Genomic DNA, 22,108 nt, shown 5'->3' on the forward strand with positions numbered 1-22,108 from the left:
GAACTGTGCAGGACTCTCCATCTGTCGCGACTACCTCGGCAGGATACGGCTCTGATCGCTGTGCCAGGACACAATCACCTCGGTGTCCGGTTCAGCGACGGTCGAGGTCGGCACCACGGCCCGCAGTTCCTGCCCCGCCGCCTCCAGGACGAGCAGCAGTTCGCTGCCCCGGAAGACCCGCGACTTCACCACCGCGGTGAGTGTCGCGTCGCGGTGCTCCGGTGCACCGACCCGCACATCCTCCTGTCTGACCATGAGCAGGGCGTTCCCGTCGGCGACCGCGGGGATCGGGACCGACGCGGTGCCGAGCGAGGCACGACTGTCGCCGGTCGCGGTCACCTCGAGGAGGTTCGCGGCACCCATGAAGTCGGCCGCGTAGCGGGTCGACGGATTGGCGTAGATGTCCTCGGGGGCGCCGGACTGCTCGACGACTCCGCCCCGCATCAGCACGATCTGGTCGGACATGCTCAGTGCCTCGTCCTGATCATGGGTGACGAAGATCGTGGTCACCCCGAGGCTGCGCTGCAGCGACACGAGTTCGACCTGCATGTCCTCCCGCAGGCGGGCGTCCAGGTTCGACAACGGCTCATCGAGCAGGATCAGCCGCGGGCCGCCGACGATGGCGCGGGCCAGTGCGACGCGCTGCTGCTGGCCACCGGACAGTTGTCGCGGCATCCGGGACGCCAGGTGGTCCATCTGGACCTGCTCGAGTGCGCGCACGGCGAGGTCGCGTTGCTCGGCCCGGGTCCCGTAGGTCTTCCCCCGCATCCGCAGTGGGAAGCGCACGTTCTCGAGCACGCTCATGTGCGGCAGGAGGGCGTAGCTCTGGAACATCATGCTCAGTCGCCGGTCCTCGGGCGCGAGGTCGGTGACGTCGTCGCCGCCGACGGAGATGGTTCCCGAGTTCACGGTCTCCAGACCCGCGATGCAGCGCAGGAGCGTCGACTTTCCGCAACCGCTCGCGCCGAGCAGTGAGACGAAGCTGCCCGACTTCGCTTGGATGTCGATGCCCTTGAGCACCTCCACGTCGTCGAACGCCTTGTGCACGTTGGCAATGGTGAGATCAGCCATCAGCTGAAGACCTTTCCGAGACCGACGATCTTCTCGATCGCCAGGATTGCTATCGCGGTGAGCGCCATGGACAGAGTCGACACCGCTGCCACCGTCGGAGACGCGCTGAACTCGAGTTGCCCGTAGATGGCGAGGGGCAGTGTCTGAAGCTGGGGGGTGCGCAGGAACAGTGCGACGACCGCGTCGTCGAACGACACGATGAAGGCCAGGAATGCGCCCGCGATGATGCCGGGTCGGCACATCGGCAGCAGGACGTGCCAGTAGCGCTGCCACCACCGTGCACCCATCACCCGCACCGCCTCCTCGGTGGACCCGTCCGACCGGGCGATGACGCCGAGCACGGTGCGCACCACGTACGGGACGGTGATGACGATGTGGGCGACGATCAGAACCGCCGCGGAGGATCCGCCGAGCAGCACGGACACCGTCTGGAGGATGCCGATCGCGAAGATGATGCTCGGCATGGTGAGCGGTGACAACGCGAACGACTGCAACGCCGCCGCGCCGGGCACCTTGTGCCGAGCGATACCGATCGCGAACAGCGTCCCGAGCGTCGCGGCGCCGAAGGCGGTCATCAGGGCGATCTGGAGGCTGAACACGAACGGGTACGTGTACGTCGTGTCCTCGACCGCGCTGGTGAACCACTCCAGGCTGAAACCCGTTGGCGGGAAGGCGAGGAACTGCTCGGACGTGAACGAGGCACCGACCACGACGGCGAGCGGGGCCAGCATGAACAGCGCGACGAGGACCAGGAAAACTCTGCCCGCGATCTTCAGCGGGAGGGGAGTCGAGCCGACCACTATTTCATCCTCGCGTTCGCAATTCGATTCGTCGCAGCGATCGTGACGACGACGACCACCAGGATCAGCACGGCCTGCGTGGCCGCGAAGGGGATGTCGTTGCTGACCGTTGCATCGTGGTAGATGAAGCCGGCGATCACCGGGAGCTGCGCCCCGCCGATCAGGTTCGGCGTGATGAACGAGCTGATCGACAGTGCGAAGCACAGCGTCGCGCCCGAGACGATTCCCGGAAGTGCCAGCGGAAGGACCACGTGCCGGAACGTGCCGAGGAAGCCGGCGCCCATCGTCCGGGATGCCTCACGCAGGCGCACGTCGATCCCGTTGACGACACCGAGGACCGACAGCACCGCGAACGGGACCAGGACCTGGACCATCGAGATGTTCACGCCGAGTTCGGTGCCGAGCAGGCCCTGCCGGGCCTGGCTGAGTTCCAGGAATCCCGGAATCTTCGCCAGGGGACCCGAGGGGCCCATGAGGATCACCCAGCCGAACGTGCGGATCACGACGCTCGTCATCAACGGCAGGATCGTGGCGATCATCATGAACGCCCGCGCCTTCGCCGACAGTCCCGCCATGATGTACGCGAGCGGAACCGCGATGAGGACGGAGATGATCGTCTGGATGAACGCCATCCTCAGTGACCGCTCGGACGCACCGATCGAGACGGTGGATCCGAAGAACCTGGAGAAGTTCTCGAAGGTGAATCCCGAGTCCTCCGTCGTCAAGCTCGCGAGAAGCGTTCGCACCACGGGGATCACGAATGCGATGAGAAGCAACGCGACCAGTGGCAGGATCAGCAGCCACGGTTCGACCGAGCGCTTCCTCATCGTGTGATCTGCTCCTGCCACTGCTTCTGCCACTCGGCGGAGCGTGACGTCAGGTCGGCGGCGTCGAACCGGGTCAGCTTGGCGAGGGTCGGACCGGCCAGGATCTTCGACTGCAGGTCGGCGGGCACGGCGACCTTGGTGTTCACCGGGGAGTACGCCATGCCTGTGACGAACTTCTCCTGCGCACCGACTCCGAGTGCGTAGTCGATGAACTTCGTCGCCAGATCCGTGTTCGAGCGTCCGGCAACGGCATTGGCGGTGATGAACGACCCGGTGGTGCCCTCGCTCGGCATGGTGAATCCGACCGGCTGGCCGGCCTTGCGCAGTGTCTCGGCGTAGTCCTGCGAGTACGGCGCCAGCCAAATGTCGCGGGCGGAGAACGCCTGCTGCAGATCCGACGAGGTCTTCGTGACGATCGAGTCACCGGCGCGGACGGACTGACCGATCGCGTCGATGCCGGGCGTGACGTCGTCGATCGTCCCACCGCGGGTCTGGTTGATCATCAGCATGCCGAGCGTGCCGTAGCTGTTGGACAGGTCCGTGAAGGCGACGTGCTGCCGGTACTCCGGCTTGAACGCGTCGTTCCACGAGGTCGGCTGGTCGAGCTTGTCGGTGCGGTAGATCAGGCCCATCGGGCTGACCTGGACGACAGGTCCCTGGCCGTTGGCGAGTTCGCTCGTCGCCTGGTCGATCAGATCAGGGGCGTTCGTGAGGTCGGCCGGATCGATCGGAGCGAGGAGGCCCTCGTCCGCAGCGACCTTCTCCTGGCCGCCAGAGAAGAACACGACGTCGATCTGCGGGCTCGACTTCTGTGCCTGGAGCTGGGCGAGGGCATCGGAGCTGTACAGCGTCACCTGCTTGATCGTGACGTTGTTCTCCTCCTCGAACGGCTTGACGACCGCGTCGGTGAAGTTCTTCTCCCACTCGCCGCCGAATGTGGTGACCACCAGTTCGGCGGCGGACGACGACCCCGGCATGCATGCGGTCAGAGAGGCAGCCGATCCGAGGGCGAGGGCCACGGCAGCGATGGCAAGGCGACGTTTCATCTGTCTGTGTCTTTCTGGGATATGGCTGCGGTGCTGGGGGGAGGGCACGGCAACGGGGGTGGGTCCGTGTGATCGGGGACACCGTGGGGAGAGTGTTGCATATTCGCCAGATAGACGCAATGGATCGTTGAATCCAGACACTTATGTGTGATCCGTTGTATTAATTCGCCTCCAATGGTTGTTTCGGTCGTGTTACCGCGACGTCGGGCGGGAGCCGGAAACCGAGCAACCCGTCGGGCCCGACACTGTTGGTCGGTGCCCGACGGGCTGCAGGGGAGGGTGGAGTCGAGATCAGGCGGTCACCTCTCGCAGCTGTCCGGTCGCGACATCGAAGACGAAGCCGCGCAGCGACGTCGTCGCCGTCACGAACGGGCTGGTCTCGATGCGGCGCAGCGACTGCCGCACGTCCTCGTCGAGATCGCCGAACGCCTCGGCCGCCCACGCGGGCTTGATGCCGATCTCGTCCTGGATGGATCGCTTGAAGTCGTCGTCGGTGAATGTCAGCATCCCGCAGTCCGTGTGGTGGATCAGGATGATCTCGGTGGTCCCGAGCAGGCGCTGGCTGATCGCGAGGGACCGGATCTCGTCGTCGGTGACGACGCCGCCCGCGTTGCGGATCACGTGCGCCTCACCGTCCTTCAATCCGAGGATCCGGTACACGTCGAGGCGGGCGTCCATGCACGCCACCACGGCGACGTGGCGGCTCGGAGGCAGGGGAAGTGGGCCGGTGAAGGTGCGTGCGTAGTCGGCGTTGTTCTTCAGGTAGTCGTCGGTGACAGTCATCGTCGGTTCCGTTCGTCGGGACAGGAATGATCCGTGCATCGAACGCCGGGGCCGTGATCCGCACAAGGGTTCCGCGCACCGCGACGGCAGCGATCGGCGGCGGGCGGCAAGTCGGTCGGTCCGACCCGGTAGCCTTGATTCTCGTGCATCCCGACGTTTCCGCTGACCTCGCCGAGCTCGACACCACTCTGACCACCGTCGAGACGGTGCTCGACGTCGAGGAGCTGCGCCGCCGTATCGACGAGCTCGAGCACCAGGCGGCCGACCCGGACCTGTGGAACAACCAGGAACACGCGCAGCAGGTCACCAGCCAGCTCTCCCACGCGCAGGCGGAACTGCGCCGTGTCGAGGACCTGCGGTCGCGGCTCGACGACATGGAAGTGCTGTACGAGCTCGCGGAGGAGGACGGCCCCGACGCCGTCGCCGATGCCGACGCCGAGCGGCACAAGCTCCGCGAGGACATCGCCGCGATGGAAGTCAAGACGATGCTCTCCGGCGAGTACGACGAGCGCGACGCCCTCGTCAACATCCGCGCCGGCGCGGGCGGCGTCGACGCGGCCGACTGGGCCGAGATGCTGATGCGCATGTACATCCGCTGGGCCGAGAAGCACGGCTACGGCACCGAGGTCTACGACACCTCGTACGCGGAAGAGGCGGGCATCAAGTCGGCGACCTTCGCGGTGAAGGCCCCCTACGCGTACGGCACCCTCTCCATCGAGATGGGCACCCACCGCCTCGTCCGGATCAGCCCCTTCGACAACCAGGGCCGCCGCCAGACCTCCTTCGCCGAGGTCGAGGTGTTGCCCGTCGTCGAGACGACCGACCACATCGACATCGACGAGAACGACGTTCGCGTCGACGTCTACCGTTCGTCGGGACCGGGTGGTCAGTCCGTCAACACCACCGACTCGGCCGTGCGACTGACGCACATCCCGACCGGCATCGTCGTCACCTGTCAGAACGAGAAGTCCCAGCTGCAGAACAAGGTGTCCGCGATGCGGGTGCTGCAGGCCAAGCTGCTCGAACGCAAGCGTCAGGAGGAGCGGGCCGAGATGGACGCGCTCAAGGGCGACGGCGGCAGCTCGTGGGGCAACCAGATGCGCTCCTACGTTCTGCACCCGTACCAGATGGTCAAGGACCTGCGCACCGAGTACGAGGTCAACAACCCGTCCGCGGTCCTCGACGGCGACATCGACGGATTCATCGAGTCCGGCATCCGCTGGCGGATGCGGGGAGAGCAGGACTAGGTGTCCGGCTCTGTCGTGTCTGCCACCCTCGCGGCCGGGTGGCTCCCCAATCTCACCTTCGGCGACTGGCTGAAGTCGACCGGTCTCGAAATCGTCCTGTACGTGATCGGGGGCCTGCTTGCCGGCAGGTTTCTGACGTGGGCGGGAAACCGCGTCACCGACCGCATCGACCTGAACTACAGCCAGGGCGACGCACTGGTCCGGTCCGAGGCCACCAAGCATCGGCACGCGCTCGCCCAGGTCATCACCTGGGTGCTCGTTACCATCGTCTACACCCTCGTATCCATCGAGGTGCTGCAACTGCTCGGCTTCGCGATCGGCAGCCTCGTGGCACCCGCAACCGTGCTCGGCGCCGCACTCGGCTTCGGCGCGCAGCGGGTCGTGCAGGACATCCTCGCCGGGTTCTTCATCATCGCGGAGAAGCAGTACGGATTCGGTGACGTCGTGCAGATCGCGATCACGGGGTCGGGCGAGGACGCCTCCGGCACCGTCGAGGACGTGACCCTGCGGGTGACGCGACTGCGGTCGTCCGACGGCGAGGTCATCACCGTCCCGAACGGTCAGATCGTCAAGGCGGTCAACCTGTCGAAGGACTGGGCCCGCGCCGTGGTCGACGTGCCGATCCCCGCGGGCGCCGACCTCAACCACGTCAACGACGTCCTCAGATCCGTAGGGCGGGACGCGTTCGCGGACCTCGACCTCGAACCGCTGCTCCTCGACGAGCCGAGCGTGATGGGCGTCGAGTCCATCCAGGTCGACACCGTCAACATCCGGATGGTTGCGCGCACCCTGCCCGGCAAGCAGTTCGAGGTGGGTCGCGCACTGCGGATCCGGGTTGCCGCCGCGCTGCGCCGGGAAGGCATCTTCATCGGACCCGACCTGACGATGGACCAGGGAGACGCGACATGACGCGCCCGGACGACATCCACTCGGACCCGACGATCGCGTACGAGGAGGCCGGGACCAAGCGTCGCCGGAAGTGGACGTGGCCGAAGCACGTCGGACGCCTCCGCACGTCCACCGTCGTGCTGATCGTGGCGTTCCTCGGGGCCGCGCTGCTGCGTAGCTATCTCATGGCCGCCGAGGCAGAGGAGAAGGCAAGGCAGTTGCAAACGGTGGTCCAGGTCCCGGTCGAGACGACGCCGCAACAGATGCCGACGGCCACCACCGTCCCGACGACCACACCGCCGACCTCGACCACGACCCCGGAGACGACCGCAACGAGCGAGACCCCGACGGCGTCACCTCTGATCGTGCTGCCGCCTGGCCTGGTCCCGTCCGGCGTCGAACTGCCGCCGGGTGTTGCGGTCGAGACCACAACGACGCCTGCCGCACCGACTGCGACACCGCCGACCACCTCGGCGACGCCCTGATTTGGAACGGGTGCCTGTTCGCTGTGGTGTAGCCACGGTGATGGGCGACTCGCGCCCCCGGAGACGCCCGGTGCCCGGCCGGGGTCGTGTCTAGACTGGCTCCTCGTGATCAGCGTGGAGAATGTGTCCAAGTCCTACAAGGCGTCCTCGCGGCCGGCGTTGGACAACGTGAACGTGTCGATCGACAAGGGTGAGTTCGTCTTCCTGATCGGGGCGTCCGGCTCGGGTAAGTCCACGTTCATGCGTCTGCTCCTCAAGGAGGAGAGCCCCACGTCGGGCGACATTCACGTCTCCGAATTCCACGTCAACAAGCTCTCGGCCCGCCGGGTGCCGAAGCTGCGGCAGTCGATGGGATGCGTGTTCCAGGACTTCCGTCTGCTCACCCGCAAGACCGTCGCCGAGAACGTCGCCTTCGCACTCGAGGTCATCGGCAAGCCGCGCGCCATGATCGACCGGACGGTGCCCGAGGTGCTCGACCTCGTCGGCCTGTCCGGTAAGGCCGACCGCCTCCCGAACGAACTGTCGGGCGGTGAGCAGCAGCGGGTCGCGATCGCACGCGCCTTCGTCAACCGGCCGTTGGTCCTGCTCGCCGACGAGCCCACCGGCAACCTCGACCCCGACACGAGCGGCGACATCATGTTGCTGCTCGAACGGATCAACCGGACCGGTACCACCGTCCTGATGGCCACGCACGACAACCACATCGTCGACTCGATGCGCCGCCGGGTGGTCGAACTCGACCTCGGCCGCGTGGTGCGAGACGAGGCGAGGGGGGTCTACGGCGTGGGGCGCTGACGCCCCGCCCCGCCGAAACCGCCCCGACTCACGAAGGACCACCACTTCGATGCGTGCCAGCTTCATCATCAGCGAGGTCTTCACCGGACTGCGCCGCAACATCACCATGACGATCGCGATGATCCTCACCACCGCGATCTCCCTCGCCCTCTTCGGCGGCGGCCTGCTCGTCGTGCAGATGGCGGGTAAGACGCAGCAGATCTTCCTCGACCGGGTCGAGGTGCAGATCTTCCTCACCGACGACGTCTCGACCTCCGATCCCGGCTGCACCGAGGACCTCTGCCGCGGACTGCGCGAGGACCTCGAAGGCACCGACGCGGTGGTGTCGGTGCAGTACCTCAACCGTGAGGACGCGGTCGCCGACGCCAAGGAACGGGTCTTCAAGGATCAGCCCGAACTCGCGTCGATGGTGAGCCCGGAGGCTCTGCCCGCGTCGTTCAAGGTGCGGCTCGACGACCCCGACCGATTCGGAGTGATCGAGGACTCGTTCGCGACGAGGCCGGGCGTCGACAGCGTGCTCAACCAGCGCGACCTGGTGGAGCGTCTGTTCAGTGTGCTCGGCGGTATCCGCAATGCCGCGTTCGCCATCGCCGTCGTCCAGGCGATCGCGTCGATCCTGCTGATCGCCAACATGGTTCAGATCGCCGCGTACACCCGCCGCACCGAGGTCGGCATCATGAGGCTCGTCGGTGCCACGCGCTGGTACACACAGTTGCCGTTCCTGCTGGAGGCCGTCGTGGCGGCGATGGTCGGTGCGGGCCTCGCCATCGCGTCGCTGTTCACCGCGAAGAGTATGTTCGTCGACGACGTTCTCGCGGACGTCTACGACGCGAACATCGTCGCCCGGATCTCCAACAGCGACGTGCTGCTCGTTTCGCCGATCCTCGCGTTCGTCGGTGTCGGCATGGCCGCGGTGACCGCCTACGTCACGCTGCGCCTGTACGTCCGGGAATAGGTGTACACACGACCGCGACGGGGCGGCGCGCGCGAGAGAAAACCAGTTGGTGTCGCACGCCCTGTCGCAACTATCGTGGAGGTGACAGCCAGATCCGGCGTCGATGACGTCGCCGGAGTTTTCGTGGACCGGAGGGCCCGCACGTGAAGGAAAAGGGCCGGAAGGTCATCGCCACGAACCGTAAGGCGCGGCACAACTACACCATCCTCAGCACCGTCGAGGCGGGAATCGCTCTCGTCGGAACCGAGGTGAAGAGCCTGCGCGAGGGCAAGGCGTCGCTCGTCGACGCGTTCGCCACCGTCGACCACGGCGAGGTGTGGCTCCGCGGCCTGCACATCCCCGAGTACGGGAGCGGGAGCTGGACGAACCACTCGCCGCGACGCACCCGCAAACTGCTCCTGCACCGGCGCGAGATCGACAGCCTCGTCGGCAAGTCGCGGGAGGGGAACCAAACACTGATTCCGCTGTCGATGTACTTCAGCGACGGCAAGGTCAAGGTCGAACTGGCACTGGCCAAGGGCAAGCAGGACTACGACAAGCGTCAGGACATCGCGCGTCGCACCGCCGAGCGCGAGGTCACGCGCGAGATCGGCCGGCGCGTGAAGGGCATGAGCCGCTGATCCGGATCGCCCTTCCGTGACCTCGGTCCTGCTGGCCCTGGTCGCGGCAGCCTCCTACGGGGTCAGCGACTTCATCGGCGGCCTGGCGTCGAGGCGCGTCGCCGCGCTGCGCGTCGTGCTCGTCTCCTACCCGGTGTCACTGCTCATGGTGCTCGCCGTCGCGCCGTTCGCGGGCGGTGAGGTGACGCGGTCGGCCGTCCTGTGGGGTGCGGCGTCCGGGGTCGCGGGAGGCCTCGCCGTCTGGTGGTTCTACCTGGCGCTCGCCGACGGACCCATGTCGGTGGTGTCGCCGCTGACGGCGATCCTGGTCGCGGGCATCCCGGTCGGCGTCGGGTTCGCGACGGGGGAGCGGCCCGGCGTGCTCGCCGTCACCGGAATCGTGCTCGCGCTGATCGCGGTCGTGCTGGTGAGCCGCGAGACACCCGAGACGGCGGGCGAAGCGGTGGACGGGCACCGAGCCCGGTTCACGCCGACGGTGGCGTGGTTGACGGTCGGCTCGGGTTTCGCGTTCGCGCTGGCGTTCATCGGGCTCGACCGGATCGGTGACGACCCCGGACTGTGGCCGCTGGCGATGTCGCGGGCCGCCGCCACCGTCGTCGTGTGGGCCGTCGCGGCCGGTGCTGGTCAGTTCCGGCTGCCGCCGCGCGATGTCGCGCGGCTCGCGATCGGGATCGCCCTGCTCGACGTGGTCGCGAGCGGCGCGATGATGTACGCGTTCTCGGGCGGACTGCTGTCGCTCGTCGCGGTCATCGGTTCGCTGTATCCGGCGGCGACGGTGCTGCTGGCGATGACGATGCTCGGCGAACGGGTCGGCAGGCTGCAGCAGGTCGGCATGGTGCTCGCCGTCGCCGCGGTCGCCATGATCGCCGTGGGGTGAGAGGAGCCCTCGCCCGGTCCGACCTCTTCAGGGGTTGCGCTCACACCAGGGTGCGGGCGACCGAGGTGGGCATCGGCTCGTACCGCAGGTGAGCTCGGGCGAACTCCGCGGTGCCGTGGGTGAGCGATCGCAGGTCGACCGGATAGCGGGCGAGTTCGATCTCCGGGACCTCCGCGCGCAGCAGAGCCGTGCCCGGCTCGGTCGTCTCGGTACCGAGGACGTGACCTCGCCGGGCGGACAGGTCGCCGAGGACGGCGCCGAGATAGTCGTCGGGCAGGATCACCCGGATCGCCGCGACCGGTTCGAGCAGCCGAATCTCCGTGTGCTCCGCCGCGTCCTTGAGCGCGAGAGCCGCCGCCGTCTGGAATGCGGCGTCGGAGGAATCCACCGAGTGGGCCTTGCCGTCGACGAGGGTGACCCGCACGTCGACCAGCGGGTTGCCCGTCGCGACGCCCGACGCGAGTTGGGTGCGGACCCCCTTCTCGACCGACGGGATGAAGTTCTTGGGGACCGAGCCGCCGACGATCTTCACCGCGAACTCGAATCCGGAACCCGCGGGCAGCGGCTCGACCTCGAGGTCGCAGATCGCGTACTGGCCATGGCCGCCGGACTGTTTCACGAGCCGGCCGTGGCCGCTTGCACTACCCCCGAACGTCTCCCGCAGCGCAACCCGGTACGGGACGGTGTCGACGTGCACACCGTGCCGGGTGCGCAGGCGGTCGAGCGTGACCTCGGCATGGGCTTCGCCGGTGCACCACAACACGATCTGATTCGTCTGCCGGTTCTGCTCGAGCCGCAGGGCCGGATCCTCGACGACCAGCCGCGCCAACGCCTGCGACAGCTTGTCGTCGTCGGTCTTGCTGTGTGCCTCGACACCGATCGGGAGCAGGGCCGCGGGCAACGGCCACTGTGGCATCGGTGCGGCGGCGGGGTCGTCGGCGAGGGTGTCCCCGATGTGGGTGGATGCGATCTTCGGGACGCACACGATGTCGCCTGCCTGCGCCTCCGGGACCGGGTGTGTGGCCTTGCCGAACGGCCCGGACAACGTCGTCAGCCGGTCGTCGGCGGCGCCCTCCGTGCCGATCACCTGTACGTGCGTGTCCGGACGCAGCGTTCCCGCGTAGACGCGAACGAGGTTGATCCGGCCGACGTAGGCGTCGCCGGCGATCCGGATGACCTGTGCGGTCAGCGGGGCGTCGGGGTCGGCCGCCGGTCCGGGGCCGACGCGGTGAGTCGGGTCGGGGAACGATCCGGCGATCAGGTCGAGGAGTTCCGCTGTCCCGAATCCGGTGTCGGTGACGGCAAGCGCGGGATGCAGGGTGCAGTCGACGATCTCGTGCCGCAGACCCGCGAACAGTGCGTCGGTGTCGAGGTCGTCGCCTGCGAGATACCGCTCCATCAGCGTGTCGTCGAGGCCGGAGATCGCCTCGACGAGGCTCTCCCGCGCGGCGGCGGTGTCCGGTGCGTCGTCGGTGTCGCCGTACCCGCGACCGGTGAGCAGGTCGACGGACCCGGAGGGGACGCCGTCCCGCAGGACCGGCTGGTACACGGCACGCAGGGTGTCCGCGCCGAGCCCGAACGCGTCGTGGCACAGGGTGAGGATGTCGTCGAAGCTCTCGCGGGCCTGGTCGAGTTTGGACACCACGATTGCGCGGGGAACCCCGGCGTCGGCGGCCTCGCGCCACAGCGCCCGGGTGGCCGCGGTGACGGGGTCCGTCGCGGACACCACGAACACCCCGGCGTCGGCGGCTCGGATCCCGGCGCGCAGTTCCGCGTCGAAGTCGGGATGCCCGGGCGGGTCGAGGACGTTGATCCGGACGCCGTTCCAGTCCAGGGGGAGCACCGACAACTGCACCGAGCGCTGCTGTGCGTGCTCGATGTCCTCGAAGTCGGAGACCGTGGTGCCGTCGACGACGCGTCCCGCCTTGGTGATCGCGCCCGCTGCCAGCGCGAGCGACTCGGCGAGCGTCGTCTTTCCGACCCCGCTGCAGCCGACGAGGACGACGTTGCGTATCTGCTCGGTGGCAGGCGCGGACCGGGGGGAGCGTGACGATGATCGGTCGGCCACGTCGGGCCTCCTCACGGCGGCTGTGCCACCTGTGTCGGTGCCCCGGCCCGTCGCGTCGGCGGTGCCGGCTCGTCTCGTCGAGTCTAGGCGCGGTCGGCGCCGGGATCCGGACGATTCGACCGCGTGTGCCCCAGCCGTGACCTCAGCGCGCGACCCGCTCCCACATCTGCAGATACGCCTCGGCGCCCCGGCTCATGTCGTCGATGATCTGGTCCCCGTCCGCGCCGGCCGCGTTCCGCATGTCGGCGATCCAGTCGGGGATCAGGCCGTACTGCGCGACTCCGTCGATGTTCACGTCGAAGACGCGCTCGCCGGTGCGCTGGCGGTCCATGACGGTGCCGCCGTCGAACGTCGTGTACGGGTACACCAGCGGATTCTCGGCCGCGTCCTTCCGGGGTGCGGCCTGCGGGCCGAAGCCGTTGGTGTCCGCGCCGTAGCCGAAGCCGAAGTAGTAGTCGTCGCTGCGCTGTTCGCGGGCCTCACGCCAGGAGGAGATGAAGCCCTCGTTGCGCTCCTCCTTCGGATCCTGGCCGGGCTCCCGTTCCTGGGGGTCGAGCTGTCCGGCGTAGAGCGCCACGAAACCGCCGAGCGCATAGATGCGCTTGTAGAGGAGAGGATCCGACCAGCTGTGGCTGGACACGACGCCGGAGTACCCGGCTTCTTCGAGGATGTCCAGCGTCGCGTCGGCCGTCTTGACGCCCATGTGGTCGATGTCGACGATCATGCCGCGGTCCATCATTCCGCGAATCATGTGCTCGCCCAGCGGAGTCAGGCCGCGGACGTTGCACAGGGGGCCGTCGGGGTAGACCGGTGTCGTGACACCGGGCGGCAGCGCGGCGAGTGCTTCGGCGGGACCGTCTCCCGCGGACAGCAGCTTGTTGTCCTTCTCGGGTCCCGTGCAGGGCTCGGCCTCCCAGAACTTGCCGGTGCCGAGGAAGTTGCCGGCGTTGACCGCGACGCCCTGCACCCCGGGGTCGAAGCGGACGCCACCGAACGCGTTGTCGAACTTGTGCGTGACGATCATCTGCCGCACACCGAGCGCGTACACCTCGTCGAGGCCGCGGTCGATGTCTGCCTCGGTGCATTGCGGGACACCGTCCTGGATGCCGCATCCGAAGGGTTCCGACACCTCGATGCCGAGGGTCACGGCGAGCTTGCCCTCCGCGGCGACTCGGCGGACCTCCTCAGGGGAGCGGACGATCCGGAACCAGCCGCGGCCCGGGCCGCCGTACTGCGCGTCGACGTAGTCCTGGATCTCGTGTGCCTGCGCGGCCTGGGCGCGGACGGTGTCCATGTCGTTGCAGGACCTGCTCTTGAGTGGGTACACCTCGCACAGGACATGGTTGTTCACCAGCAGGTTCGTGAAGATCCGCAGTCCGCCGCGCCACGCCCGTTCGACCCACTTGTAGTACGTCTGCTCGTGGGTGAGCGAGTCGTGCGACGGGAAGTCGGCGAACGTGGGCCACCCGGTGGTGTCGTGGGTCTCGAACGGGCTGCCCTGGGAGATCACGTTCTCCAGCAGCGCGGGCAGGCCGTCATTGCCGTGGTCTGCGCAGTCCTGCAGGGCCTTCGTGATGCCCTGCGGATCGTAGGGAGCCCCGCAGTGCACGTCCCCGCCGATGAACAGGTTCGCGTTCATGTGCACGTGGGTGTCGATGAACCCGCGCACCTCGCCGTTCGGTCCGGACCCGGACAGCGGCGTCCCCGTCGCGTTCACCTCGGAGTCGGGGAAGTCGGCGCAGCCGGTGGCAGGAGCCAGTGCGAAGCGCCCACCCGTCGGGTCGAGGCCGGGGTCGCTCGAGAACAGCCGGCCGTCGTGTGCGGTGAGCTGGTCGCCGGTGTCGGTCGCGGTGAGGCTGTAGACCCCGTCGGTGTGGGTGAGGGTCCAGTCGGTGGCAGGCGTCGCGTCCCGCGTGGGCACGATGGCGTTGCCGCCGTCGTGGGCGAGGAGGTCGCCGCCGCGGCCGTAGAGCATGAAGCGGCCGAGCTGGGCGGCGTGCAGGCGGAACGGTTCGGCGTCGCCCGTGGTCGCGGCATCGACGCGGTAGCCGTCGGGCGTGAGTCGGGTGAACTTCCCGGTGGGCTCGGACTGCAGTGCGTAGCACCCGTTCGCGAGGCCGTACACCGGATCTTCACCCGGGACGACGGGCGACGGCCCGGGTGCGGCGGCGGCGGTCGCGGTCGCGGCGACGAGGGCAACGGCGATCCCGAGGGTGGGGATGACGCGGCGAAGGCGGGCTGCGAGTCTCACTGTGTCCGACGTCTCCCGTTTGGGTGAATGTGTGGTTGATCATCTGCCGATTTTGTTCCGCAGCGTAGAGATCATCTGGACAAATGTCCAGGTCTACGTTCGGGACACGGGCGCAGGAAATACAGGGATGAAATTTCCGCTCCGAGGCGTTACAGTGTGTGGTCCCAGCAAGTTGCTGGGGGCGTACGGGGCTGAACGGTTTCGACTGCGTACGTTGAGTCAGGGGAAGCGTGTCGGTGCAGGCAAGAGACCACCGTAAGCGTCGATGCAACCAATTAAGCGCCGATTCCAATCAGCGCGACTACGCTCTCGCTGCCTAAGTAGCGAAGCGTGTCTGTCAGTCCGATCTCGCCCTCGGGTCGGGTACTGGCATCAGCTAGAGGGCTTCACCGCACGGCTCGGTCACGGAGTCGGACGGGACATCAAACAGTGACTGGGATCGTCATCACGGCTTGTTCGCGAGACCGGGAGATCCAAGTAGAGGCATAGCGAACTGCACACGGAGAAGCCCAGGCGAAGCTGCGTAGGACCCGGGTTCAATTCCCGGCAGCTCCACGAGAAGGCCCCCACCGCAAGGTGGGGGCCTTTCGCATGTGTCCGAAGGTCGGCGGCGCCCGCGACTACGCTTGCCCGCGTGGAACCCGTCGTACCCGACCCGAACGAACCCGACCCGAACGTCGATTTCGCGCACACCGACCAGGCGGCGCGGCGACGCCACGAGAAGGCGCTCGGCCTGGCGCGGTTCGTGTGGGACCGCGCGATCACCGGCACCGAACTGCTCGCGCTGTCCGACGAGCGTCTCCGCAAACTCGCCCGCGAGGCCGGTGCGAATCCGCCGAGCACGAAGGAGACCTGGACCGTCGTCGCGGGGTTGCTCGACGAGAAGACTCGATGGGCGCAGGCGCATCCCGACGATCCGCGATCTGTCCCCGCGCACGCCGACGAGAAGATCACCTGGGTCAAGCCGCCGCTGCCGCCGTGGCCGGGACGATGAAGATCAGCAGTTACTGGGAGTCGCTGCGCCGGCAAACCGTGCATTGAGGAATCCGAACGCCCCGGGGATCCCCTCGATCGCGGCCGGACCGTGGTCGCCGGGCAGGACGTCGAGTTGCACCGGGGTGCCCCGCGCGCACCAGTTCCGCATGGTCGCCGCGGTCGCGCCCACCGGCGCGAGGACGTCGTCCGCGCCGTGCCACGCGAATACCGGCACACTGGGTGCTCCGGGGTAGTTCAGCAGGCTGTTCTCGTCGAAGACGGCCCGCATCGGCGGCGCCAGGACCCGGTCCGGATACTGGGCCACCTCGTTCGTGCTGTGCCCGGCCCCGTCGGCGATGATCTGCTCTGAGCAGGCGTTGGCGATCCGGTCGCGCAGCGCCGTCCCGGCCGGCGTCAGGAACGGTGAGACCTCCATCCGTCCCGCGTACTCGCGTTCGAGTCCGAGCGTCGCGGCGAACGCGAGCCCGAACAGGGGGTGCGGACCGCCTCCGAGTCCGGCCGCCATCTGACTCAGGTCGGCGGGCACCCCACCCTGCGCGGAGCCGACGATCGGCAGTTCCGGTGCATAGGAGGGGGCGAGGGCGGCGGCCCATCCGGTCGCCATTCCGCCGCCCGAGTAACCGACGAGGCCGACCGGGCTGCGCACCAATCGCATCTCGGGGAGCCGCTTGACCGCGCGGATTCCGTCGAGCACGATTTGCCCGCCCAGCTTGGCCGCGCCGTACGCGCTGGTGGGACCGAGGTGATCGGGGAGTGCGACCGACCACCCGCGCAGCAGCAGCGGTGCCAGGGCGGGCGCCTCCTGGAGTTCGCCCGTGAACAGGGTGTGCGACGGTCCGCACTGTGTGCCGAGCGAGTTGATGATCGCCTGGTACGAGACCAGCGGGCGGTCGACGCCGCCGCGCGGCACCATCACCGTTGTCGTCGCGGCGATCGGGGTGCCCGACGAGTTCGTGGACCGGAAGAGAACCTGCCAGCCGTCGGCGTTTCCGTAGCGGGAGACGTCGACGGGGCGCACGCGAAGCACGTCCCCATTGCCACGGCCCGCGAGATCCGGCGGCGCCGAATAGAACGGATCTGGGTCGGCAGCGGGGTAGATCGGCAGGGCTTGCGTGGGTGGAGTCGAGAAGAGGAGACAGGCGAGCAGTGCGAGTGCGGCGGCCGTGGACCGCCCGAGCAGAGTGCGCATGGAAGTCCCTTTCCGGGTTTCAGGGTAAACGCTTCGACGCGCCGCCACCCGGTTCGCGCGGAATCATCCCCGCGCGAAGTCGCGGACCGCGTGGTGCAGCGCCGCGCTCACGGCCGCGAATGCCGGTCGCGACCGGCTGCCCTGCCTGCACGCGATCCGGGTGCGGCGGTGGAGCGGAAGTGCGGTGAGGGTCACCGCGGCCGGGACGTCGACCGCCCCGAGTTGGGGCACCAACGCGACGCCGCCGCCTGCGGCGACGAGGTCGAGGACCGCGCCGAAATCGTCGACGCGATGCGCCACGCGCGGCTCGAATCCCTGGGACTGGCAGGTGCGCACAGTCATGGTGTGACAGAGGGTGCCCGGATTTCCCGCGATCCAGCGACTGTCCGCGTGTGCGCGGACCGCCGTCAGGTCCGCGGAGTCGCGCGGCCGCGCGGTGGTGGCCAGGTACACGACCTCGTCCAGCAGCGGTTCGAGTTCGACGCCCGGTCCAGCAATGGACGGGACATTGTCGTATTCGTGGACCAGCGCGACGTCGAGGTCGCCGCCGCGCAGCAGGTCCGGCACGTGGGCGGGGTCCACCTCGACCACCGACATCGCGAGGTCGGGGTGGGTGCGGCCGAGGTCCGCCATCGCGGGCAGCACGACGGTGCGCAGTGCGGTGGGGAAGGCGCCGAGCCGCACGGCCGAGGCGGTGCCCGCAGTGTCGGCCGCGAGTGCGGCCTCGGCGCGTTCGAGTTCGGCCAGGACGCGTTCGGTGTGGTCGACGAGAGCCGATGCGGTGGGGGTGAGGCTGACCCGACGTCCGGTGCGGTTCAAGAGTTTTCTCCCTGTCTCGCGTTCGAGGGCGGCGAGCTGCTGCGAGACCGCGGACGGTGTGTAGGACAGTGCCTCCGCGACCGCCGCGATGGTGCCCAGTCGGTCGAGATCACGTAGCAGCCTGAGTTTGCGGACATCCAGCATCAGTTCAGCTTACGCATAGGGCCGGAAAAGATAACTGGAACTTTGTTGCGGGCGGCATGAGACTGGATCCATGACCTTCCGCCCAACCGGCATCTTCGTTGCCCTCGTGACCCCCTTCACCGACCGCGGCGACGTCGCGACCGCGGACCTCGAGCGACTCGCCCACACCGTCATCGACCAGGGGGCGGCGGGCATCGTGGCGCTCGGCACGACCGGCGAGTCCGCGACGCTCGTTCCGCAGGAACGCCGCGACGTCGTCAGGATCTGCGCCGCGGTGTGCCGCGAGCGGGGAGTCCCGATCGTGGTCGGGGTCGGATCCAACGACACCGCGGGCACGGTCCGCGATGTCGCGAACCTGCACGCGGACGCCGATGTCGACGCCGCCCTCGTCGTGGTTCCCTACTACAGCCGCCCGTCGGAGGCCGGGGTGGTGGCGCACTTCGAGCACGTCGCCGATCGCAGTCCGCTCCCGCTGATCCTCTACAACGTGCCGTATCGCACGGGTCAGGGCATCGGCTGTGAATCGTTGCTGCGGCTGGCGGAACACCCGCGGATCGTCGGCGTCAAGCAGGCTGTCGGCGCCGTCGACACCGACACCGCGCGGCTGCTCGCACACGCCCCCGACGACTTCGCCGTCCTCGCAGGGGAGGACACGCTCGTCTCACCGCTGCTCGCGATGGGTGCCCGCGGCGCCATCCTGGCGACGGCGAACGTCTGCACCCGCGAGTTCGCCGAACTGTTCGACCTGTGGCGCCGCGGCCGGATCGCCGAGGCCCGCGGCCTCGGCAACCGGCTCGTCGACCTCGCCTCCGACCTGATGTCGGAACCGAACCCGACGCGGATCAAGGCGGCACTCGCCGCGAAGGGTCGCATCGGGACGGCGAACGTCCGGCTGCCTCTGCTGACCGCCGGGAGGTGACAATGCCGAGGCTCCGCCCGAGAGGCCCGAACCGGTCGCCGTCAGTACGCGGTGATGATCGGGCCCGGCGTCCACAGTCCGGAGCGCGTCGCCGTTCCGGTGTCGACGCCGGCCGGAACGGCGTCGCGGTCGAGCGGAACGAACTGCTCGATCGAACCCCAGTCACGATCCCAGTCGTCCGCGAGGTACGACGGAATCGTGCGGGCCCCCAACAGTATTCCGGTCCAGCCGAGCGGGCCGCCACCGTTGTGGTCCTGCCACAGGTTCGTCGAGATCGCCCCGTGCCGGTCCGGGAGGATCCGGTACCCGGGTACCTGAGCGACCCCGTCCCGGTGCAGCATCTGCGCCTGGCACGGGAAGTTCAGGCCGACCGCCCAGTCCAGCAGGACCGGCGTGTCGGAGCCGACGACCTCCTGCAGTGTGCTGGTCTGCGGGACGCGCGGCGGGGTGAAGGCGAGCCACTGGTCTCCGGCGATGTCGTTGTCGACGGCGACGATGCGCACGACGTCGGCTTCGGCGGGGAGCTGGTCGAGCGGCACCCGCAGGTTTCGCCACGACGGGGTCGGACCGAGGTCGAGCGGACCCGTCGAGCCGAGTGGGCGGACTCCCGCGCCGTCGGTGACGCCGTACTCGACGTCGAGACGCTGCCCGTAGGTGGCGACGCCGTCCGCGTCGACGGAGTACACGCGGCCCGCGGCGGCGATGGAGATCAGGTCACCGCGCGACCCGTCCGCGTCGGCGTCGGGGAGGCGGTACCAGTCGGTGGTGACCTGGGCGGTTCCGGTGGCGCCGAAGCTGCCGAGCACCGGTGTCGTGGCAGGTGTGAGTCCGAACGGCAACGCAACGGTCGACCCGTTGACGCCCTCGCCGCCGAAGCCGCCGCCCGTGCCCGCACCCGCGGTGGGGGCGGGGGAACCGTCGTTGTCGACGGTGTTCGCGGTGCCCGCGTCCTTGCCCTCGTCGTCGGGCGTCAGGTCGGCCGCGACGCCGTTCGGGGCGAAGCCGTCGCCGCCGCCCGCGGAGAGGGCGCCGCCGATGTCACCGGAGAGCGGTTGCAGCACACCGGTATTCGGGTCCGTCTCCAGCAGGACGTCGTTCGCGAGTCCGCAGCTGTTTCCTGCGAGGGCGTCGATGTTGGACCGGGCCACCGAGTAGGCGGGGTACTGGGAGACGGCGCCCTTTGCGAGGGAGAGGACCTCGAACAGGACGAGCGCGGCCGCGGCAACGGTCAGCGGCGGAATGGACCACAGCTTGCCGGGGTCGCGACTGCGATCGGCCGTCGGGTGTACGTGGTACCACGCGGCGACGGCGAGCAGGCCGAGCGTGAGCGCGAGAAACACCGTCGCGAAACCGAACCCGGCGACGGACGGGGGCTTGTCCCACCACGGAACGCCGTAGCTGGAGACGTACCACCAGCCGTTCTGGCTCGCGAACGACATCGTCACGACGAAGGAGACGGCGGCGGCGAACAAGGCCCGGTTGCGCCGGGACCGCAACACGGCTGGCGACACCGCGATCGCGGCGACCACGGCGACGGATGCGGCGAGGCCCGCGTAGATGCCGAAGTGGTGGGTCCACTTGGTGGGCGCGAACATCATCAGCACGATGGCGCCGAGGGTGATGCCGACGATCCGGCGGCTCGGTCCCTGTGCGGTGCCGGGGATCTGGCCGCCGCGACGCAGGATCGCGATGATCACGGTCGCCAGGCACAGCACCATCGTGAACACGGCGAAGCGGCGTGAGAGCGATCCGTCGACGGTGATCTGCAGCAGGTACTGGTACCGCAGGTACTCCGTGAACCACTTCTCGTTCGGCCCGATGGCGTGGACGTGCTGCATCTCCAGCACGCCTGCCAGGGTCTGGTCGGCGAACACGAACGCCATCACCGCGAGCCCGGACGCGACGATCGGAAGCAGCACGGCGAGGTAGCCGGCGGTCCGCGCGCGGTCCGCGATGATGCGCGCGACGGGCCGCGCACCCGCGATCAGAGCGGCGAAGCAGATGATGCCGGACGGTCCGGCCGTCACGGTGATCGCGCCGACCACGACGGCCATGGCGGCGGGGAGCAGCCGCCGGGTGGCGACGGCGCGTTCGACGGAGCACCAGGTGGCGAGGACGCCGACCGCGACGATCGGCTCCGGGCGAAGCCCGTTGTTGAACGGCAGCCAGAACGCGAGGAACACGAGCGCGCCCGCCCACAGGGGACCGCGGGACGCCCGCGCCGCGGCACCGAGCCGGGGGGCGATCTCGCGGCTGATCAGCCACCAGCCGAGCAGACCGGCACACAGGGCGGGCAGCCGCATCCAGATGCTCGCCGTCGACACGTGCGTCATCCACGCGAGAACGTCGTAGAACGGGGTGCCGAACGGCGCCTCGGGCACACCGAACCAGCGGAAGTAGTTGGCCATGTACCCGGCCTCGCCCGCTGCGCGGGCCATGCCGAGCTGGTAGCCGTCGTCGGCGGTGTTGGCGCCGATCACGTGCCACACGAGAAGCGTGCCGACGACCAGCGCGTCGATCCGGGTGAAACTCCACCAGCGCGTCGGAAGGAACCGCCGGGAGCGGCGTCCGTCGGCGGCATCGATCCGGTGCAGCGCGACCAGCGACAGTGCCGCCGCGAGCAGCGCCAACACCATCGCGGCGAGCTTGAGCGGCGTCGGGGAGCTCGTGAACCGGGTGTCGAGCTGGGCGGTCACCGACAGGCCGTCGGGCGCGTCACCGGTCAGGTCCGAGAACACCCCGACCACCTGCGGGCGGAGGTCCTCGTCGAACGTGGCCGTCGAGCCGTTCAGTCCGACCGTCGTCCCGGAGGACTCGGAGTGGACGGTGACCGTGCAGTCGGCGCCGAGCCCGTCGAGCGGTTCGGACAGCAGCACCCGGTCGCGGGCGATCACGTCCAGTCGGGGGGAGTCCCCGCCGACGACCTTCGCGACGAGCCCGTACCGTTCGGCATCCGGTGCGCCGACCGGGGACGTCGACGTGACGACCCCGCCGCCCGACAGCTGCCGGACCGCCGTACAGGGAATGGCGATGTCCAGGTCCGTCGGCGCGTACGACACCAGCGGTGCCGTGATGCCGGTCGTCGTGCCGTCCTGCGGCCAGGACACGCTCGCGGTCGTCTGCCGGACCGGGAGGAACGGGATCGACACGGCGAGCACGATGCTCACCAGCGCGCTGATCATCGCCACCAGGCGCGGGCCCCGCAACGCGGTGCGCAATGCCGCCGATCGGTCGCCGTCCGAGGGTGGGAGCGGCGGGTCGGCGAGCGTTCTGGTGGCGGTCACGTCTCGGAATGCTAACGACCCGCGCGCTGCGTCTTGCAGACCCG

Annotated in this window: 19 protein-coding genes and 1 other RNA gene; 10 read left to right on the plus strand and 10 right to left on the minus strand. The window is 68.7% G+C overall.

Annotated features, from left to right (window positions below; genetic code table 11):
* Positions 1 to 30: 30 nt before the first annotated feature.
* From RHCRD62_RS11095 to RHCRD62_RS11115, 5 genes are all read right to left on the minus strand, one after another.
* Positions 31 to 1,071 (minus strand): ABC transporter ATP-binding protein, encoded by a 1,041-nt coding sequence (locus RHCRD62_RS11095; protein ID WP_050064767.1) that lies wholly within the window; start codon positions 1,069 to 1,071, stop codon positions 31 to 33.
* Positions 1,071 to 1,871, minus strand: a complete 801-nt coding sequence (locus RHCRD62_RS11100) for an ABC transporter permease (RefSeq protein WP_050064768.1) — start codon at positions 1,869 to 1,871, stop codon at positions 1,071 to 1,073. The genes RHCRD62_RS11095 and RHCRD62_RS11100 overlap by 1 nt, the downstream gene beginning before the upstream one ends.
* On the minus strand, positions 1,871 to 2,698 hold the full coding sequence (locus tag RHCRD62_RS11105) for an ABC transporter permease (RefSeq protein WP_050064769.1): 828 nt from the start codon (positions 2,696 to 2,698) through the stop codon (positions 1,871 to 1,873). Before RHCRD62_RS11105 ends, RHCRD62_RS11100 begins: the two co-directional genes overlap by 1 nt.
* Positions 2,695 to 3,744, minus strand: a complete 1,050-nt coding sequence (locus RHCRD62_RS11110; protein ID WP_084734203.1) for an ABC transporter substrate-binding protein — start codon at positions 3,742 to 3,744, stop codon at positions 2,695 to 2,697. The genes RHCRD62_RS11105 and RHCRD62_RS11110 overlap by 4 nt, the downstream gene beginning before the upstream one ends.
* 291 nt (positions 3,745 to 4,035) lie before the next feature.
* A complete protein-coding gene (locus RHCRD62_RS11115) occupies positions 4,036 to 4,527 on the minus strand; it encodes a beta-class carbonic anhydrase (RefSeq protein WP_050064771.1) in 492 nt (163 codons plus the stop codon).
* Between the two features lie 143 nt (positions 4,528 to 4,670).
* On the opposite strand from RHCRD62_RS11115, the gene prfB reads away from it, so the two are divergent.
* The 7 genes from prfB to RHCRD62_RS11150 all read left to right on the plus strand — a co-directional run bounded on the left by prfB (position 4,671) and on the right by RHCRD62_RS11150 (position 10,394).
* Positions 4,671 to 5,774 carry a peptide chain release factor 2 gene (gene prfB / locus RHCRD62_RS11120; protein ID WP_050065222.1) on the plus strand — a complete coding sequence of 368 codons (1,104 nt, stop codon included), beginning with the start codon at positions 4,671 to 4,673 and terminating at the stop codon, positions 5,772 to 5,774.
* 15 nt (positions 5,775 to 5,789) lie between these two features.
* The gene (locus RHCRD62_RS11125; protein WP_050065223.1) at positions 5,790 to 6,683 is read left to right on the plus strand and encodes a mechanosensitive ion channel family protein; all 894 of its coding nucleotides are present in this window, start codon (positions 5,790 to 5,792) and stop codon (positions 6,681 to 6,683) included.
* Entirely contained in the window at positions 6,680 to 7,147 is a 468-nt protein-coding gene (locus RHCRD62_RS11130) for an Rv3103c transmembrane domain-containing protein (protein WP_050064772.1), read from the plus strand. The genes RHCRD62_RS11125 and RHCRD62_RS11130 overlap by 4 nt, the downstream gene beginning before the upstream one ends.
* Positions 7,148 to 7,252: 105 nt before the next feature.
* Complete coding sequence (ftsE, locus tag RHCRD62_RS11135; protein ID WP_050064773.1) at positions 7,253 to 7,942, plus strand: cell division ATP-binding protein FtsE; 690 nt, start codon at positions 7,253 to 7,255, stop codon at positions 7,940 to 7,942.
* 49 nt (positions 7,943 to 7,991) lie between these two features.
* The gene (gene ftsX, locus RHCRD62_RS11140; protein WP_050064774.1) at positions 7,992 to 8,897 is read left to right on the plus strand and encodes a permease-like cell division protein FtsX; all 906 of its coding nucleotides are present in this window, start codon (positions 7,992 to 7,994) and stop codon (positions 8,895 to 8,897) included.
* Positions 8,898 to 9,040: 143 nt separating this feature from the next.
* Positions 9,041 to 9,517, plus strand: coding sequence for an SsrA-binding protein SmpB (smpB, locus tag RHCRD62_RS11145; protein ID WP_050064775.1), 477 nt, complete (start codon positions 9,041 to 9,043; stop codon positions 9,515 to 9,517).
* Positions 9,518 to 9,533: 16 nt separating this feature from the next.
* On the plus strand, positions 9,534 to 10,394 hold the full coding sequence (locus RHCRD62_RS11150; RefSeq protein WP_172671049.1) for a DMT family transporter: 861 nt from the start codon (positions 9,534 to 9,536) through the stop codon (positions 10,392 to 10,394).
* A gap of 40 nt (positions 10,395 to 10,434) precedes the next feature.
* On the opposite strand, the gene RHCRD62_RS11155 is transcribed toward RHCRD62_RS11150, so the two are convergent.
* Both RHCRD62_RS11155 and RHCRD62_RS11160 read right to left on the minus strand, forming a co-directional pair.
* Positions 10,435 to 12,462 (minus strand): elongation factor G, encoded by a 2,028-nt coding sequence (locus tag RHCRD62_RS11155; protein ID WP_050064776.1) that lies wholly within the window; start codon positions 12,460 to 12,462, stop codon positions 10,435 to 10,437.
* A gap of 142 nt (positions 12,463 to 12,604) precedes the next feature.
* Complete coding sequence (locus RHCRD62_RS11160; RefSeq protein ID WP_050064777.1) at positions 12,605 to 14,713, minus strand: amidohydrolase family protein; 2,109 nt, start codon at positions 14,711 to 14,713, stop codon at positions 12,605 to 12,607.
* A 187-nt stretch (positions 14,714 to 14,900) separates the two neighbouring features.
* Between RHCRD62_RS11160 and ssrA the strand changes: the two genes are divergently transcribed.
* Both ssrA and RHCRD62_RS11165 read left to right on the plus strand, forming a co-directional pair.
* Positions 14,901 to 15,271: a transfer-messenger RNA gene (gene ssrA, locus RHCRD62_RS25440) on the plus strand.
* Between the two features lie 76 nt (positions 15,272 to 15,347).
* Positions 15,348 to 15,707 carry a hypothetical protein gene (locus RHCRD62_RS11165; protein ID WP_050064778.1) on the plus strand — a complete coding sequence of 120 codons (360 nt, stop codon included), beginning with the start codon at positions 15,348 to 15,350 and terminating at the stop codon, positions 15,705 to 15,707.
* Between the two features lie 3 nt (positions 15,708 to 15,710).
* Here the strand turns inward: RHCRD62_RS11165 and RHCRD62_RS11170 are convergent, their stop codons facing one another.
* The gene (locus RHCRD62_RS11170; protein WP_050064779.1) at positions 15,711 to 16,898 is read right to left on the minus strand and encodes a lipase family protein; all 1,188 of its coding nucleotides are present in this window, start codon (positions 16,896 to 16,898) and stop codon (positions 15,711 to 15,713) included.
* Between the two features lie 63 nt (positions 16,899 to 16,961).
* Positions 16,962 to 17,861, minus strand: a complete 900-nt coding sequence (locus RHCRD62_RS11175) for a LysR family transcriptional regulator (RefSeq protein ID WP_050064780.1) — start codon at positions 17,859 to 17,861, stop codon at positions 16,962 to 16,964.
* A gap of 70 nt (positions 17,862 to 17,931) precedes the next feature.
* Between RHCRD62_RS11175 and dapA the strand changes: the two genes are divergently transcribed.
* The gene (gene dapA / locus RHCRD62_RS11180) at positions 17,932 to 18,780 is read left to right on the plus strand and encodes a 4-hydroxy-tetrahydrodipicolinate synthase (RefSeq protein ID WP_050064781.1); all 849 of its coding nucleotides are present in this window, start codon (positions 17,932 to 17,934) and stop codon (positions 18,778 to 18,780) included.
* 41 nt (positions 18,781 to 18,821) lie between these two features.
* On the opposite strand, the gene RHCRD62_RS11185 is transcribed toward dapA, so the two are convergent.
* Positions 18,822 to 21,962, minus strand: a complete 3,141-nt coding sequence (locus RHCRD62_RS11185; protein ID WP_084734253.1) for an arabinosyltransferase domain-containing protein — start codon at positions 21,960 to 21,962, stop codon at positions 18,822 to 18,824.
* Positions 21,963 to 22,108: the final 146 nt, after the last annotated feature.

The organism is Rhodococcus sp. RD6.2, from assembly GCF_001040705.1.
In the GTDB taxonomy this organism is placed as follows: Bacteria; Actinomycetota; Actinomycetes; order Mycobacteriales; family Mycobacteriaceae; genus Rhodococcus_G.